Consider the following 15,161-nt stretch of genomic DNA (forward strand, 5'->3'; position numbering starts at 1 on the left):
CTTTCCTGATCAAGTCACGATTGTTGTTATCGAGGCGGCAATGAGGATCGCGGCGACGAACAGCAGCGCGCCATAGATCGGCGGCTTGCCGAACAGCACGGCGAAGGCAGAGGCCCAGATGACGATCGCAGCCGACAGCGCATAGAGGAATGCCGCCTTGTCGGCCCAGGCTATGCCGACAGCCATCAGGCCGCCGACGATCAGCGCGCCGAACAGAAGCATTATAGACAGCGCGAATTTCTCGACCGAATCCATTATTCATCCTCTTGTCGTCCGGCCCGAATGTGCCGGATGGCGTCGGGTTCGGCAATGGCTGTTCGCAGGATAGGGCTGGAAAGCGGTTCGGGTGAGGCAGGAGTGAAGCCGGCGCGCAACAGTGGAATGCAATTCACGACGCGCCGGGCAGTTTGGGGCGCAACGGCCGGTCATGCCGCAACGTGGAATGGACAGGGTTTTGAGCAACCGCTAGTTTCAGCCTTCTGGGCGCGATTGGAACGGGCATGAACCACGAGGGGCTTATCGACCGTATCTATGAGGCCGCTGTCGTTCCGGAACTGTGGCCCGGTGTGCTGCAGGACGTATCGACGCTGGCCGGATGTTTCGGCGGCATCCTGTTTACGGCGACACCCGACAAGATCGGACGCTGGACCAGTTCGAGCAATGTCCACGAACTGATGACGGATTTCACCGGCGACCCGGAAATACAGGCCAACAATATTCGCCTGCAACGCGGCATCGCGGTAAAACGCCATGGCTTCTTCGGCAATGACGAACTTTATGGCCGCGAGGAGATGGAAAGCAGCTTCGTATACTCGAAATTCTTTCTGCCGCGCGGCTTTGGATACTGCGCCGGCACCGTCTTTCCGATGCCGAATGGCGACATGGCCGCCTTCGACCTCGAGCGCCGCTATGCCGACGGGCCGGTTTCGCAGCAGGAGATCGCCGTTCTGGATGTGCTGCGTCCTCATCTCGGGCGCGCCGCCGTCCTGGCCACGCGCCTCAATCTCGAACGCGCGCGTGTCGTTGTCGACGCGCTTGAAAGTGCCGGCCTTGCCGCGGCGATTCTCGGGATAACCGGACGCGTGCTGGCGGCCAATGCGCTTCTCGAGGGCATGTCGGCACAATTCGTGTTCCGGGCGCATGACCGCATCGCCCTTGCTGATGCCGGCGCCAATGCCTTGTTTGCCGAGTCGATCGAACAACTCGCTTCTGCATCGTCGACCCGCTCTATCCCGGTTCCCGCACTGCCGGGACACGCGGCTGCGGTCGCACATGTTCTTCCGCTGCCGGGCGAAGCAGCAGACGTTTTCTTTCGCGCCCATGCCCTCATGGTGGTGACGCGGCTCGACCGTCCGGCAGCACCTTCTGCCGAGCTGCTGGGCGGCCTGTTCGACCTGACGCCGGCGGAAGCGCGGGTTGCGCGCAGCATTTCCGAAGGCAAGACCACCGAGGAAGCGGCCGCCGCACTCAACCTCTCACGGGAAACAGTGCGCTGGTACCTGAAGGCCATCTTCAGCAAGACAGGCGTGAGCCGCCAGGCTGAACTGGGCGTGCTGCTGTCGGGTGCGGTTCTGCGTGGACAGGACGTGTGACCGGTAAGGGCCGCGAAAGCAGCCCTGGTATGTAATCCGCAGTCAACGGAACAAGTGAAACACATACCTCAAATGGGTGGCGCGGTGATTGGGCCGATGGTTTAGCGTGCGTCGTAGTGGATTGGTTGGGGGTTAAAAGATGACAAGATCTGTCTATTTTGGGGCAATTTTATTCCTATTGTCTGGGGGCGTGTGTAGCGCTGAAATAGTAAAAAATAGGCCAATCAGCGAAGCTCAGGCGAAGATAAATATTAAGAGGGCAGAATCAAAGATTCGCTCAAACTGTCGCAAGGAAGTAAATAGATGCCATAGTGAAGTAGCGGAAATAATATACAATAGCGCTATTATTTCAGATTATAAAAAGATTTTGAAGTATGCCGGCTTGTACGAGCCCGCCACAGAAGTTTTTGGAGGAAAAGCAAGGTGTTCTGATCTTGTTTATGAAATAAAAAAATACAAGGAGTATAATACAATAGCGTTTTGGGCTTCTGTATATGCGGCACGAAAGATTCTAAATATCGAGACCAAAGCTGAGCGTAAGAAAGTTCTGGATTATGCATTCGCATGCAGTGTTTTCCGCACACAAAATGGCACCATAGATCTCTTTATAACGCCCAACAAAGAAATACCCAGCACGCCTGATCAGTTCATTGCAGAGGCAAGACAAACTTATGGCGAGAAGGCTGCGAGAGAGTATTTGGATTTTCGTGAAGAAATTGCAGAGCCTTACTTCGTTGCATATAAAAAATTCTTGTACGGGAAAAAGGGGAGAGCGTGGGCCGAGGGGATGGCGAAGGTCGTTGCGCTCACGGGTAACGCACATAAAGCAGCGAAAGATGGCGGCTATCCGGCTTTGATCGTGAAGTACTTGGACCAGCTTACGTTCGACAGCAAAATTCAGGTCGAGCAGGCTGTTCGAGTTCAGTAGGGGGCAAGAATGGCGGCTAGAATAAACTTGGCGACGGGGGTGGTCTCACTGATGCTTCTGTCTGTGGTTGAGGCGGGTGCTCAGACAAAAGGAATCGAAACAAACGGTAGTATATCCCGATCAAGGAGTAGTTCTTCAAGCGCGGTCAATCCGCAATTGCTGAATCTCGGTGCCTCCATAATTATTCAAGGGCTTTCAAATTCAGAAAATGACAACGATGCCGCGGCCGAACGAAAACAGCGCGAAGTTGAACGAGAGCTCGAATTTTATCGTTCTGAAGAATTGCGGGCTAAAAATGGTGCGGACGCGCTGACCAAAGCGAATGCCGCAGCAGCAGGGACGAATCCATTCGGTAAGCCAAAGAAAAAGAGAAACCAGGAGCCCGAAGGTGCTGGTCCGGCCAACGCAGCCGACTGTTTGTCCATTGAAGACAGGTACTTCTTCCGAAACAACTGTGACTACAAGGTCATGTTCACGTTTCGAACCCTGGGCGGCGGTTGTTTCCAGAAGAATTACGGAACCGACACAGTGGGCGCCCGTCGAAGGGTTGCGACAGCCGTGACCCAGAAATGCGGTGGAACAAGGGGAAAGCAGATCGAATATGTGGCATGCGAGTATAATGCATGGACGAAGAATGCCTGCCGGTTGACGTTCGCAAAATAACGCGTCGACAGGCTGGCCGGTTGGCGATCCGATAGGCATCACCTTGGATAGGTAGGCAGACGCCAGAGCCGCCGCGGAATAGGCGAGGCCCGCCCGTGGGTGCAGGACATAATTCAGCAGTAGTGTGTATAAAGCGAACTGGCGGAGAGGGAGGGATTCGAACCCCCGATGCCCTTGCGAGCATGCCGCATTTCGAGTGCGGTGCATTCGACCACTCTGCCACCTCTCCGCGGTGTACTGGTCGGGCCGTTGCCGGCGCGGCGCTCTAGATAACGGCTGATGGGGCCTTGCACAAGGCCCTGCTGCGCGCTTTCTGCAGTTTCGGTTGCGGGTTTGTCCGGTTTGGCTTGACACGTTGAAGGCCATTGGCTAAACGCGCACCATTCCGGCGTGGGGTCTTTTTCCGCGCCGGTTGTACTTTGAACCCCGCAGACTGACAAAAAGACGGCCCGACCGCTTCCATGTGGTCAAAAAGCCGGACCGAACAGCGAAAGGCAAAAAATGTTCGCAGTCATTAAAACGGGTGGCAAGCAGTATCGCGTTGCCGCCAATGACGTATTGAAGATCGGAAAGCTCGTCGCCGAAGCCGGCGATGTTGTCGAATTTGGTGAAGTTCTCGCTGTCGGCGAGGGCGAGAATGCAACGATCGGCGCTCCCTTCGTGGAAGGCGCTGTCGTGACGGCGGAAGTGGTCGTACAGGGCCGCGCACGCACCGTCATCGCATTCAAGAAGCGCCGCCGCCAGAACTCGCGCCGCACCCGCGGCCACCGCCAGCATGAAACCACCATCCGGATCTCCGAGATACTGACCGGTGGCGCCAAGCCGGCGAAGAAGGCCGCAGCCAAGCCGGAAGCAACCGCCACGGCGGAAGTTGCCGAAAAGCCCGCCAAGAAGGCCGCGCCGAAAAAGGCTGCAGCCGCGGCGGAAACCGAATAAGACTGAGCACGAAGGAGAACAGCAATGGCACATAAGAAAGCTGGCGGTTCGTCGCGCAACGGTCGCGATTCAGAATCCAAGCGCCTCGGCGTGAAGAAGTTCGGTGGCGAAGCCGTCATTCCGGGCAACATTATCATCCGTCAACGCGGCACGCAGTGGCATCCCGGCGTCAATGTCGGCATGGGCACTGATCATACGCTTTTTGCGCTCGAAGCCGGCGCCGTCGCATTCCGTAAAAAAGCCAATGGCCGTACCTACGTATCGGTCAACCCACTTACCAAAGCAGCGGAATAGCCGGATCCGCGAGACAACACCGGCGCCCCATCTCGGGACCGGTGTCTGGCAAATCCAGAAAAAGGAACAGGGGAGATGGGTCGCCATCTCCCCTTTTTCTTTGCCTGGAGGCTGAAATGGTTGCCGAATCGGAAGATTTTGAAGACGAGAGTCTGGCGATAGAGTGCCCGGTGCTGGTTACCGAGCGTCTGGTGATGCGCCCACCGCATGCCGACGACATTCCCGAACTGTCGATGCTCGCCAACAACCGCCGGGTCGCCGAGATGCTGTCGCGCATGCCGCATCCTTACGGCGAGGCCGAGGCGCGGTCGTTCCTCGCCATGTCGGGGCAAAAGCGTGCAGCCGGCTGCGTTTATGCGCTGACGCTGGCCGATAGCGGCACCTTCATCGGTTGCGCCGGTCTCAACGGCACGGATCGTGGCCTCGAACTCGGCTACTGGATCGGTGAGCCCTACTGGAAGCGCGGTTTTGCCACCGAGGCAGCACACGCTCTGGTCGATCTCGCCTTCCGGGCGACGCAGATCAACGTACTGCACGTCTCGTGCCGGGTCATCAACCCGTCGTCGCGGCGGGTCATCCATAAGTGCGGCTTCCAGTATGCGGGGCAGGGCATGCTGAACTCGATCGTCGCCGGGCAGGTGCCGGTCGAGCGCTACCGGCTCGACCGCAAGACCTGGGTGAGCCTGAGGACGTGGCCGAAGTACTGACGATTGAGTGGCCGGTTCAGCCCGGCCGCTCAGTCGAGTTCGAGCCACACCGGCAAATGGTCGGAGCCTTTTGCCTCGTCATCGATCCAAGTGCGTTTGACGCGGGCGGCGAGCGCGGCATGGACGAAGGCGAAGTCGATGAGGCGGTTCTTTTCCGGCTTGTCGTCGTCCATCCAGCTTACGGCACCGTCAGGCACGCCGCCGGCCAGCGAAAAGGCGTCGACCGGATGATGTGCGACGATCTGGCGGCCTTCGGCATAATCGGCCTCGCCGGCCATGACGATATATTCCGGCGAGGTGCGGTCCATGTTGAAGTCGCCCAAAAGCACGAACTCCTCCGGGGAGGGCAGTTCGGGGAAGCCAAATTCGGAAACGCCGCTCGCAGCACCGCCTTCCATGGCATAGGCGTAGACGCGTTCCTTGAGGTAACGGATCTGGGTGGCGCGCTCCTCGAGATTGAGGTGGTCGAGATGGACGGAATAGACACGGATCGGTCCGGAAGGCGCGGTGATAAGCGCCTCCAGGGCCGAGCGCTGCAGGTTGAGGCGGTTGAAGCGGCGCGTGCGCGGCAGCAGCAGGTTGCGCGAAGCCACGATCGGCCAGCGCGACAGCACCATGTTACCGAATTGCAGGCGCTGGTTTGCCGGCTTGCCATTGGCGTCCCGGCTGCCGAAATCGACATCCATGGCGGGTCCGAAGATATAGAAATAGTCAGGCAGCAGCGAGGTCAGCCCGGCAACCAGATCGACACCGCCGTTGCGCGGAAGGTTACGCGTAACTTCCTGCAGCGCGATGATGTCGGCGCCTTCGAGGCTGGCCGCAATGCGCTCAAGGTCGAATTTGCCGTCCCGTCCGATGCCGTACTGGATATTGTAGGTGACCAGCTTCATGTCTTCTCCTCCCCGCCGTCGACGCGAACCATCAATCCCACCCTCGCGCTTACCTGCTCTTTGCGCTACAGCACAGTCGAAGAAAAACCAATAACAGTGAAACCCTTGTTGCGATGAAATTCCTCGATCAGGCCAAAGTCTATATCCGCTCCGGCAATGGGGGCGCCGGCAGCGTCTCGTTCCGGCGGGAAAAATTCATCGAGTTCGGCGGGCCGGATGGCGGCGACGGCGGCCGTGGCGGCGACGTCTGGCTGGAAGTCGTCGACGGGCTGAACACGCTGATAGACTATCGCTACCAGCAGCATTTCAAGGCCCAAACCGGCGTGCATGGCATGGGCCGCAACATGACCGGCGCCAAGGGCGCGGACATTACGCTCAAGGTGCCCGTCGGCACGCAGGTCTATGAAGAAGACAACGAAACGCTGATCTGCGACCTGACCCAGGTCGGGCAACGCTTCCGCCTGGCAGCCGGCGGCAATGGCGGCTTCGGCAACCAGCATTTCAAGACCTCGACCAACCAGGCGCCGCGGCGCGCCAATCCCGGCCTTGAAGGACAGGAAATGTGGGTCTGGCTCAGGCTCAAGCTGATTGCCGACGCCGGCCTCGTCGGCCTGCCCAATGCCGGCAAGTCGACCTTCCTTGCAGCGGTAACGGCGGCCAAGCCGAAGATCGCCGACTATCCCTTCACCACGCTGCATCCGGGCCTCGGTGTGGCGCGCATCGATGCGCGCGAATTCGTCATCGCCGACATTCCCGGCCTGATCGAGGGCGCGCATGAGGGCATCGGCATCGGCGACCGCTTCCTCGGTCATGTCGAGCGCACCCGCGTGCTGTTGCATCTCGTCTCGGCTCAGGAAGAGAACCCGGGCAAGGCCTACAAGACCGTTCGCGCCGAGCTCGAGGCCTATGGTCACGGCCTGGCCGACAAGGTCGAGATCGTGGCGCTGAGCCAGGTCGATACGCTCGATCCGGATGCGCGCAAGAAGAAGGTCGCCTCGCTGAAGCGGGCTGCAGGCCGCGCGCCGATCCTGCTTTCGGCGGCGACGCGTGAGGGTGTGGAGGAGACGCTGCGCGCGCTGATGAGCGAGGTGCAGGCGTCGCGGGCCGAGGCGGAGCCTGTCGAGGCAGACGACCGGTGGGCGAAGTAGGCCGATCATGAGCGTGCATTCCCTCAATAAATACCGGCGCATCACGGTGAAAATCGGCTCGGCCCTGCTGGTCGATCGCTCGACCGGGCTGAAGCGCGACTGGCTGGCCTCGATCGCCGACGATATCGCCGCCCTTGCGGCGGGTGGTGCGGAGGTGTTGGTCGTCTCGTCCGGCGCCATTGCGCTCGGGCGCACTGTGCTCGGCCTCGGCAAGCGGGTGCTGAAGCTGGAGGAAAGCCAGGCATGTGCCGCCGTCGGACAGATCGCGCTTGCCGGCGCTTGGTCGGACGAGCTTGGGCGCAACGGCCTGAAATCCGGCCAGGTGCTGGTGACGCTCGGCGACACCGAGGAGCGCCGGCGTTATCTCAATGCGCGCGCGACCATCTCGACGCTGCTCAAGATGAAGGCGGTGCCTGTCATCAACGAGAACGACACGGTGGCGACTTCCGAAATCCGCTATGGCGACAACGACCGGCTGGCCGCACGCGTGGCGACGATGATGGGCGCGGACCTGCTGGTGCTGCTGTCCGACATCGACGGGCTCTACACCGCGCCGCCGGCACTCGATCCGGCGGCGAAATTCATTCCGCTGGTCGAGCGCATCACGCCCGACATCGAGGCGATGGCAGGCGCCGCTGCCTCGGAACTGTCGCGCGGCGGCATGCGCACGAAGCTCGACGCCGGCAAGATCGCGACGGCGGCGGGTACGGCGATGATCATCACCTCCGGCACGCGGCTGAACCCGCTGAGCGCCATTGAGCGCGGCGAGCGTGCAACCTTCTTCAAGCCCAGCGCCAACCCGGTGAAGGGCTACAAGACCTGGATTGCCGGGCAGCTCGAGCCGGCCGGCCGTCTGACGGTCGATGCCGGTGCGGTCGGCGCGCTGCTTTCGGGCAAGTCGCTGCTGCCGGCGGGTGTCAGGAACGTCAGCGGCAACTTTTCGCGCGGCGACACGGTTGCGATCGTCAGCCCGGAGGGCCGGGAGATTGCGCGTGGCCTAATTGCCTATGACGCAGCCGATGCCGTAAGGATCGCTGGGCTGAAGACGAACGAAATCGCCGCCGTGCTTGGCTACGAAGGACGGTCGGCTATGATCCATCGCGACGATCTGGTGGTAAGCCATTCGGGCGTGATGGAAACGGTGCAGGTGGAAGGATGAACCATGCTGATGACGCATGAAAAATCCGGTGAAGACACGATCTCGCTGATGGCCGATATTGGCCGCAAGGCGCGCGCAGCCGCGCGACCGTTGGCCATCGCAAGCACCGAGCGCAAGAATGCCGCCCTGATCGCCATGGCTGAGGCCATCATTCGCGGCGAGCAGGCTATTCTGGCTGCCAATGCCATCGACGTGCAGAACGGCGAGGAATCGGGGATCAGTGGCTCCTTCATGGACCGGTTGAAGCTTGATCCGAAGCGCATCCGCGACATGGCTGACGGTATAAGGGCGATCGCCGAACTGCGCGATCCGGTCGGCGAGATCATTGCAGAGTGGGACCGTCCCAACGGCCTTCACATCGAGCGCGTGCGCACCCCGCTCGGCGTCGTCGGCGTCATTTATGAGAGCCGCCCGAACGTGACGGCGGATGCCGGTGCGCTGTGCCTGAAGGCCGGCAATCCTGTCATCCTGCGCGGCGGCTCGGATTCGCTCAATTCGTCGGCTGCGATCCATGCCTGTCTCGTCGAGGGGCTGAAGGCTGCGAACCTGCCGGCAGAGGCGATCCAGCTCGTGCCGACGACGGATCGCGCGGCGGTCGGCGAGATGCTGAAAGGGCTTTCCGGCAATCTCGAAGTCATCATTCCGCGCGGCGGGCGCAGCCTGGTCGAGCGCGTGCAGACAGAGGCGCGCGTGCCGGTGTTCGCCCATCTCGAAGGCATCTGCCATCTCTACATCGACAAGTCGGCCAAGCTGGACATGGCAGTGGAAATCGCCGTCAACGCCAAGATGCGGCGCACCGGCATTTGCGGGGCAGCCGAGACGCTGCTGGTCGACCGTGCGGTGGCTTCCACGCATCTGGTGCCGATCCTTGAGGCCTTGCGGGCGGCAGGCTGCGAAATCCATGCCGACGAGGAGGTTCTGAAGGCCTTTTCCGATGCCAGGCCGGCAACCGATGCCGACTGGGTGACGGAATATCTCGACGCGATCATCGCAGTGAAGCTGGTCGACGGTGTCTCGGGCGCGATCGAGCATATCGAGACCTTCTCCTCGCACCACACCGAGGCGATCGTGGCCGAGGACGCGGCGGCGGTCGAGCGCTTCTTCAACGAGATCGACTCGGCAATCCTGCTGCACAATGCCTCGACGCAGTTTGCCGATGGAGGCGAGTTCGGCATGGGCGCCGAGATCGGCATCGCCACCGGCAAGATGCATGCGCGCGGCCCCGTCGGTGTCGAGCAGCTGACCTCCTTCAAGTACCGCGTGCGCGGTTCCGGCCAGATACGGCCTTGAGCGACATCGCGACGCTTTTTCCGGGCGTCGGCGGCCGGCATCTCAAGATGCCGCATGTCGAGAAAGGCATGCAGGTCGGCCTGTTCGGCGGCTCGTTCAATCCGCCTCATGGCGGTCATGCGCTGGTTGCCGAAATCGCGTTGCGGCGGCTGCGGCTCGACCAGCTGTGGTGGATGGTGACGCCGGGCAATCCGCTGAAAAGCTCGCGCGTGCAGGCGCCGCTTGCTGAGCGCATCGGCCTTTCGGAGAAGATCGCGAAGGACCCGCGCGTCAAGGTCACCGCCTTTGAGGCGGCCCATCATGTGCGCTACACCGCCGATACGCTGGCGCTGATCAAGGCGCGCAATCCGGGCGTCGATTTCGTCTGGATCATGGGTGCCGACAATCTGCGTGACTTCCACCGCTGGCAGCGCTGGCGCCAGATCGTCATGACCTTTCCGATCGCGGTGATCGACCGGCCGGGTGCGACCTTGTCGTTCCTGTCGTCGGCTGTGGCCAAGACATTCGATTATGCCCGCGTCGACGAGGCGGATGCGCCGCGCCTGGCGCGGATGAAGGCGCCGGCCTGGACTTTCATCCATGGCCCGCGCTCGTCGCTGTCGTCCACGGCCATCCGCAAGGCGAACGGCGGCGGCTGACCGCCGGTTTGGTCTTACGCAATTCCGGACGGAAAACCGCGGGACACTTTTCCTGGAATTGCTCTACTTGTTCGATATGCCCTTGGCCTCGAAAGCCAGTTTGGCTTTCTTGGTCAGGTCTAGCTTGGTCGAGAAAAAATCGGCAGCGGAAGTCCAGTATCTCAGGGTGATCGCGACGGTGCTGTCGCCCAGTTCGTTCACGAAAGCGGCCGGTGCCGTGTCCTTTTTGACGCGGCTGTCGGCTTTCGCCAGGTCCATGAACGTCGATTGCGCCAGGTCGATATCGGCGTCGTAGCCGATGCCGATGGTGATGTCGTTGCGCCGGATACCGTTGCGGGTGAGGTTGCGGACCGGCTGGTTCCACAGTGTGGAGTTGGGCGCCAGCACGAAAATGCCGTCGGCGGCGCGCAGGCGGGTGGCGAACAGGCCGATCTCCTCGATCGTGCCGGTAACAGAGCCGATCTCGACATATTCGCCGATACGGAAGGGCCTGAGCACGAGCAGCATGATACCGGCGGCGATGTTCTGCAGTGTGCCCTGAAGGGCGAGCCCGACGGCCAGGCCGATCGCGCCGATGGCGGCGATGATGGAAGCCGTCTGGACGCCGAACTGGCCCAGCACCATGACGATGACCAGCACGAGGATCGCGTAACGGGCGATCTTGGAGAAGAACTGGCAAAGGGTGGGGTCGAAGCCACGAATGCGGCTGAGGCCGGCAAATATCGCGCGCTCGATCATGCCGGCGACGAGATAACCGACGATCAGCAGGATAATCGCGCCGAGCACCGAGAAGGAATAGGTTACGGCGAGCGCGCTCGCCTGGCTCACCCCGGCCTGAACGGCGGCCATTGCTTCCTGGGTGTCGAGTTCCATAAGGGGCTCCTTTCACGTCTGCGAAACGAATAAGCCACCCCGCCCACCGGTTCCTGCTCGATAGAGTTCTAATGATGGCAGCTTCGGACGGGTGATCGCAACCCGTGCCTGTTCAGCCACTGTCGGTAGCCGATTGAGGCTCATGCATTTGTGCGTCTTGAAAGTGTTGCACGACTCTGCCTATCTATGAGGTGTCCTGCGATTAAAAGCAGGGCGTTTCGTTGTTCTTGTTTCGGAAGGAAAGACACTGAGAACAGCACTGCGGAAGAAGGCAACCATCATGCCTTCGCCGGCCGGGATGAGCGGAAACGACTCCGTGTCCCGCGCCTTAGAAACTGTCCTTGCCAGTCTGGAAGACTCCAAGGCCGAAAACATCGTCCCCATCGATCTTTACGGGAAATCGAGCCTCGCCGATCACATGGTGATCGCGTCGGGCCGGTCGCACCGTCATGTCGCGGCGGTGGCCGATCAACTCCTGAAGGCGCTGAAGGATGCCGGTCTCGGCACCGCCCGCGTCGAGGGGCTTGAGGGCGCCGACTGGGTCCTGATCGATTCAGGCGATATCATCGTCCACGTCTTCCGCCCCGAAGTCCGCGACTTCTACAATCTTGAAAAGATGTGGCAGGCGCCGGATCTCGACGGAGAAACGGTTCACTAAGGTCCAGCGTCCCGAAGGATCGGGACAGGACTTTAGGGTCAGGACAGGATGAAGATTGCTGTACATGCCGTGGGCCGGATGAAGGCCGGCCCCGACAAGGAGTTGGCCGACCGTTATTTGGACCGCTTCGCCAAGAGCGGTCCGGCCATAGGGCTGGAGTTCACCGGCGTCGTCGAAACGCCGGAAAGCCGCGCGCAGACCGTTGCCGAGCGCAAGCGCGAGGAAGCGGAAAAGCTTCGCGCGCAACTGGCCTCCGGCGCAGCCCTCATCCTGCTCGACGAGCGCGGCAAGAACATTTCCTCGGAAGATTTCGCCGGCAGGATCGGCACCTTGCGCGACAGTGGCCAGCGCAATCTTGTCGTCGCCATCGGCGGGCCGGATGGCCATGATGCCGAGCTGCGGGAGAATGCCGCTCTCGTGTTGTCCTTCGGGGCGCTGACATGGCCGCATCAGCTCGTGCGCATCATGCTGGCCGAGCAGCTTTATCGCGCAGTCACTATTCTCTCGGGCCACCCCTACCATCGTTCGTGATTTCGGCCTTCGCGCGAAAATTCGACAAAATCCACCGTGGGTTTGCGCATCCGTCGAACCTTCACGACATGGTTGATGGTTCGTTAACGAAGAGATCGCTAAGGTCGGGTGGAACACACAGCGCGTCGGGAATGACTGGAACGATGGTTGCGAGAACAGGGCTTGGGCGGTTGCGCCGCGGCGTCTTTGCCGTGGCCACGCTTGTGCTCGCCGTGACCGCCGGCCACGCCCAGGACGCCGACGCGATCGTCGCCGATCAGGCGGCGCGCCAGGCCGAATACGAGAAAGTCTCGCAGGACATGACGCTTTCGGCCGCCAGGCTGGAGCAGCTTTCCGCCGATATCGCCAAGGTCCGCAAGGATCATGCGACGATCACCGCAGCGCTTATCCAGTCGGCCAAGACCGAGAAGAAGCTCAGCGAGGATATCGACGAGATCACCGGCCGGCTCGAGGGGCTGAAGGATCAGGAAGACGGCATCCGCCAGTCTCTGGTGGCGCGGCGCGGTGTTCTCGCCGAGGTTCTGGGCGCGCTGGAGCGCATGGGGTTGAACCCGCCGCCGGCGATCCTGGTGAAGCCGGAAGATGCGCTGTCTTCCGTCCGCAGCGCCATTCTGCTTGGCGCCGTGGTGCCCGAATTGCGCTCGGAGACGGAAATTCTCCTTGCCGACATGAAGGAAATGTCGCGCGTTACCGCCTCGATCGATGCCGAGCGCCAGCGGCTGGTGGCGTCGGTCGCGGATCAATTGACGGAGAAGAAGCGCCTCAGCCTGCTGCTCGAGCAGAAGCAGCGCCTGCAGGGCGAGACCGAGACGGCACTGAAGGAAGAGCAGAGCAATTCGGAAAAGCTTGCTGCGAAGGCAGGCAGCCTGCAGGGGCTCATCGCCTCGCTGGAAAAGCAGGCAGATAGCAGCCGCAAGCAGGCGGAAGCGGAAAAAAAGGCGGAAGAACAACGCCTTGCCAGCGAGGCTGAGCGCACCGCGCCGCCCGAGGCCAACCGCCTGACCGCAACTGCGCCCTTTTCGGCCCTGCGCGGGCAGGTTTCGCTGCCTGTCACCGGCCGGATCAAGAAGCGATTCGGTGCCAAGGACGATAACGGCGGCGTGATGCATGGCGACATGGTTGCGACACAATCGGGCGCCATCGTCACCGCGCCGGCCGATGGAAGCGTATTGTATGCGGGGCCCTTCCGTTCTTATGGACAACTCTTGATCCTGAACGCGGGCGACGGTTATCATGTCGTTCTGGCGGGCATGAGCAGAATCAGCGTCTCGCTGGGTCAGTCCGTCCTCGCGGGCGAACCGATCGGCGCGATGGGAGAGGCCAGGGTGGCTAGCACCGTGGCTTCGCCAAATGGAAATATTGGTCCGGAGCTCTATGTCGAGTTCCGCAAGGATGGAAAACCCGTCGATCCGACCCCGTGGTGGGCGGAGCGTCTTTCTGGAAGGACAGGAAATGATACGTAAATTGTCGCTTCTGTTTGCAGGTGCGCTCATGGGCGCTTCTGCAATGACGCTCGTCTATGGGGCGCCTGGCTCGACAGCCAATGCGGCAGGGTCCGAGACCTATCGCCAACTGGCGATCTTCGGCGACATTTTCGAGCGGGTGCGGGCGCAATATGTGACGCCGCCGGACGAGAAGGCGCTGGTCGAAAGCGCCGTCAACGGCATGCTGACCTCGCTCGATCCGCATTCGTCCTACATGAACGCGGAAGCCGCCAAGGACATGCGCGTCCAGACCAAGGGCGAGTTCGGCGGCCTCGGCATCGAAGTGACGATGGAAAACGACCTGGTCAAGGTCATCACGCCCATCGATGACACGCCCGCCGCCAAGGCCGGTGTGCTTGCCGGCGATTTCATTGCCAAGATCGACGGCGAGGAAGTGCGCGGCCTGACGCTCAATGACGCCGTCGAGAAGATGCGCGGGCCGGTCGGCACACCGATCAAGCTGACGATCCTGCGCGAAGGCGCCGACAAGCCGATCGAGCTGTCGGTCACCCGCGACATCATCAAGGTCAAGGCCGTGAAGTACCGCGTCGAGAACGACGTCGGCTACATGAAGATCACTTCCTTCACCGAAAAGACCTTCGATGACCTGCAGAACGCGATCGACACGATCAAGAAGCAGGTGCCGAACGACAAGCTCAAGGGCTATGTGCTCGACCTGCGCCTGAATCCGGGCGGCCTGCTCGACCAGGCGGTGAGCGTGTCCGACACCTTCCTGGACAAGGGCGAGATCGTCTCGACCCGTGGCCGCGATCCGAAGGACATCACCCGTTTCGATGCCCGTCCTGGCGACCTGATCGACGGCAAGCCGCTGATCGTGCTCGTCAATGGCGGCTCGGCCAGTGCCTCGGAGATCGTCGCCGGCGCGCTGCAGGATCATCGCCGCGCCACCGTGGTCGGCACGCAGTCCTTCGGCAAGGGTTCGGTGCAGACCATCATCCCGCTCGCCGAGAACGGCGCGCTGCGGCTGACGACGGCGCTCTATTACACCCCGTCGGGCAAATCGATCCAGGGCAAGGGCATCACGCCCGACATCAAGGTCGACCAGCCGCTGCCGGACGACCTGAAGGGACGTGACCTGACGCGTGGCGAATCCGACCTGAAGGGCCATATCAAGGGCGTTGAGGAGAGCGACCAGGGTTCCGGTTCGTCGGCCTATGTGCCCCCGGAAGCCAAGGACGACATCCAGCTCAACTATGCGCTGGATCTGCTCCGCGGCAACAAGACCGACCCGGCTTTCCCGCCGAGCCCTGAAAAGGCAGTCATGAACAACCAGTAAGCGCTGCCGGGCAGACGCGATCTGCCCCCAGCATTCTGGAAATACAAATCCGCCGGAAATCTTCCGGCGGATT

The 15,161-nt window shown here is 61.4% G+C and carries 17 protein-coding genes and 1 tRNA gene; 14 read left to right on the forward strand and 4 right to left on the reverse strand.

The genetic code is table 11. From position 1 onward, the window contains the following. Positions 1 to 9: 9 nt before the first annotated feature. Positions 10 to 255, reverse strand: a complete 246-nt coding sequence (locus BM413_RS00750; protein WP_091909037.1) for a hypothetical protein — start codon at positions 253 to 255, stop codon at positions 10 to 12. A 245-nt stretch (positions 256 to 500) separates the two neighbouring features. On the opposite strand from BM413_RS00750, the gene BM413_RS00755 reads away from it, so the two are divergent. From BM413_RS00755 to BM413_RS00765, 3 genes are all read left to right on the forward strand, one after another. Then, on the forward strand, positions 501 to 1,592 hold the full coding sequence (locus BM413_RS00755) for a helix-turn-helix transcriptional regulator (protein WP_091909039.1): 1,092 nt from the start codon (positions 501 to 503) through the stop codon (positions 1,590 to 1,592). 139 nt (positions 1,593 to 1,731) lie between these two features. Continuing rightward, positions 1,732 to 2,520, forward strand: a complete 789-nt coding sequence (locus tag BM413_RS00760) for a hypothetical protein (RefSeq protein WP_139238536.1) — start codon at positions 1,732 to 1,734, stop codon at positions 2,518 to 2,520. A 9-nt stretch (positions 2,521 to 2,529) separates the two neighbouring features. After that, positions 2,530 to 3,183 carry a hypothetical protein gene (locus BM413_RS00765; RefSeq protein ID WP_139238537.1) on the forward strand — a complete coding sequence of 218 codons (654 nt, stop codon included), beginning with the start codon at positions 2,530 to 2,532 and terminating at the stop codon, positions 3,181 to 3,183. Positions 3,184 to 3,322: 139 nt separating this feature from the next. On the opposite strand, the gene BM413_RS00770 is transcribed toward BM413_RS00765, so the two are convergent. Continuing rightward, positions 3,323 to 3,412, reverse strand: a tRNA-Ser gene (locus tag BM413_RS00770). Positions 3,413 to 3,684: 272 nt separating this feature from the next. Between BM413_RS00770 and rplU the strand changes: the two genes are divergently transcribed. From rplU to BM413_RS00785, 3 genes are all read left to right on the forward strand, one after another. Continuing rightward, positions 3,685 to 4,119, forward strand: coding sequence for a 50S ribosomal protein L21 (gene rplU / locus BM413_RS00775; protein WP_091909049.1), 435 nt, complete (start codon positions 3,685 to 3,687; stop codon positions 4,117 to 4,119). Positions 4,120 to 4,143: 24 nt separating this feature from the next. Next, positions 4,144 to 4,413: a 50S ribosomal protein L27 gene (gene rpmA, locus BM413_RS00780; protein ID WP_091909052.1), complete on the forward strand. Its 270-nt coding sequence runs from the start codon at positions 4,144 to 4,146 to the stop codon at positions 4,411 to 4,413. Positions 4,414 to 4,529: 116 nt separating this feature from the next. Then, positions 4,530 to 5,120 carry a GNAT family N-acetyltransferase gene (locus BM413_RS00785; protein WP_091909055.1) on the forward strand — a complete coding sequence of 197 codons (591 nt, stop codon included), beginning with the start codon at positions 4,530 to 4,532 and terminating at the stop codon, positions 5,118 to 5,120. 29 nt (positions 5,121 to 5,149) lie between these two features. Here the strand turns inward: BM413_RS00785 and BM413_RS00790 are convergent, their stop codons facing one another. Further along, positions 5,150 to 6,010 carry an endonuclease/exonuclease/phosphatase family protein gene (locus BM413_RS00790; protein WP_091909060.1) on the reverse strand — a complete coding sequence of 287 codons (861 nt, stop codon included), beginning with the start codon at positions 6,008 to 6,010 and terminating at the stop codon, positions 5,150 to 5,152. 113 nt (positions 6,011 to 6,123) lie between these two features. Here BM413_RS00790 and obgE point away from each other — a divergent pair, with 113 nt between their 5' ends. Genes obgE through BM413_RS00810 form a run of 4 tightly spaced genes read left to right on the forward strand, consistent with a single transcriptional unit; the run spans position 6,124 to position 10,245 of the window. Next, a complete protein-coding gene (gene obgE / locus BM413_RS00795; protein ID WP_091909063.1) occupies positions 6,124 to 7,158 on the forward strand; it encodes a GTPase ObgE in 1,035 nt (344 codons plus the stop codon). A 13-nt stretch (positions 7,159 to 7,171) separates the two neighbouring features. Next, complete coding sequence (proB, locus tag BM413_RS00800) at positions 7,172 to 8,317, forward strand: glutamate 5-kinase (protein WP_091910200.1); 1,146 nt, start codon at positions 7,172 to 7,174, stop codon at positions 8,315 to 8,317. A 3-nt stretch (positions 8,318 to 8,320) separates the two neighbouring features. Beyond that, the gene (locus tag BM413_RS00805; protein WP_091909066.1) at positions 8,321 to 9,607 is read left to right on the forward strand and encodes a glutamate-5-semialdehyde dehydrogenase; all 1,287 of its coding nucleotides are present in this window, start codon (positions 8,321 to 8,323) and stop codon (positions 9,605 to 9,607) included. A 47-nt stretch (positions 9,608 to 9,654) separates the two neighbouring features. Beyond that, on the forward strand, positions 9,655 to 10,245 hold the full coding sequence (locus BM413_RS00810; RefSeq protein ID WP_091910203.1) for a nicotinate-nucleotide adenylyltransferase: 591 nt from the start codon (positions 9,655 to 9,657) through the stop codon (positions 10,243 to 10,245). A gap of 63 nt (positions 10,246 to 10,308) precedes the next feature. Here the strand turns inward: BM413_RS00810 and BM413_RS00815 are convergent, their stop codons facing one another. After that, complete coding sequence (locus BM413_RS00815) at positions 10,309 to 11,118, reverse strand: mechanosensitive ion channel family protein (protein WP_091909071.1); 810 nt, start codon at positions 11,116 to 11,118, stop codon at positions 10,309 to 10,311. A gap of 280 nt (positions 11,119 to 11,398) precedes the next feature. On the opposite strand from BM413_RS00815, the gene rsfS reads away from it, so the two are divergent. From rsfS to BM413_RS00835, 4 genes are all read left to right on the forward strand, one after another. Then, on the forward strand, positions 11,399 to 11,776 hold the full coding sequence (gene rsfS / locus BM413_RS00820; RefSeq protein ID WP_091909074.1) for a ribosome silencing factor: 378 nt from the start codon (positions 11,399 to 11,401) through the stop codon (positions 11,774 to 11,776). A gap of 48 nt (positions 11,777 to 11,824) precedes the next feature. Beyond that, positions 11,825 to 12,307 carry a 23S rRNA (pseudouridine(1915)-N(3))-methyltransferase RlmH gene (gene rlmH / locus BM413_RS00825; protein ID WP_091909077.1) on the forward strand — a complete coding sequence of 161 codons (483 nt, stop codon included), beginning with the start codon at positions 11,825 to 11,827 and terminating at the stop codon, positions 12,305 to 12,307. A gap of 143 nt (positions 12,308 to 12,450) precedes the next feature. Next, positions 12,451 to 13,770 carry a murein hydrolase activator EnvC family protein gene (locus BM413_RS00830; protein WP_244537704.1) on the forward strand — a complete coding sequence of 440 codons (1,320 nt, stop codon included), beginning with the start codon at positions 12,451 to 12,453 and terminating at the stop codon, positions 13,768 to 13,770. Next, on the forward strand, positions 13,760 to 15,088 hold the full coding sequence (locus BM413_RS00835) for a S41 family peptidase (RefSeq protein ID WP_091909083.1): 1,329 nt from the start codon (positions 13,760 to 13,762) through the stop codon (positions 15,086 to 15,088). The genes BM413_RS00830 and BM413_RS00835 overlap by 11 nt, the downstream gene beginning before the upstream one ends. Positions 15,089 to 15,161 lie beyond the last annotated feature (73 nt).

It is taken from the genome of Mesorhizobium sp. YR577, assembly GCF_900116595.1.
Classification (GTDB): Bacteria; Pseudomonadota; Alphaproteobacteria; order Rhizobiales; family Rhizobiaceae; genus Mesorhizobium_M.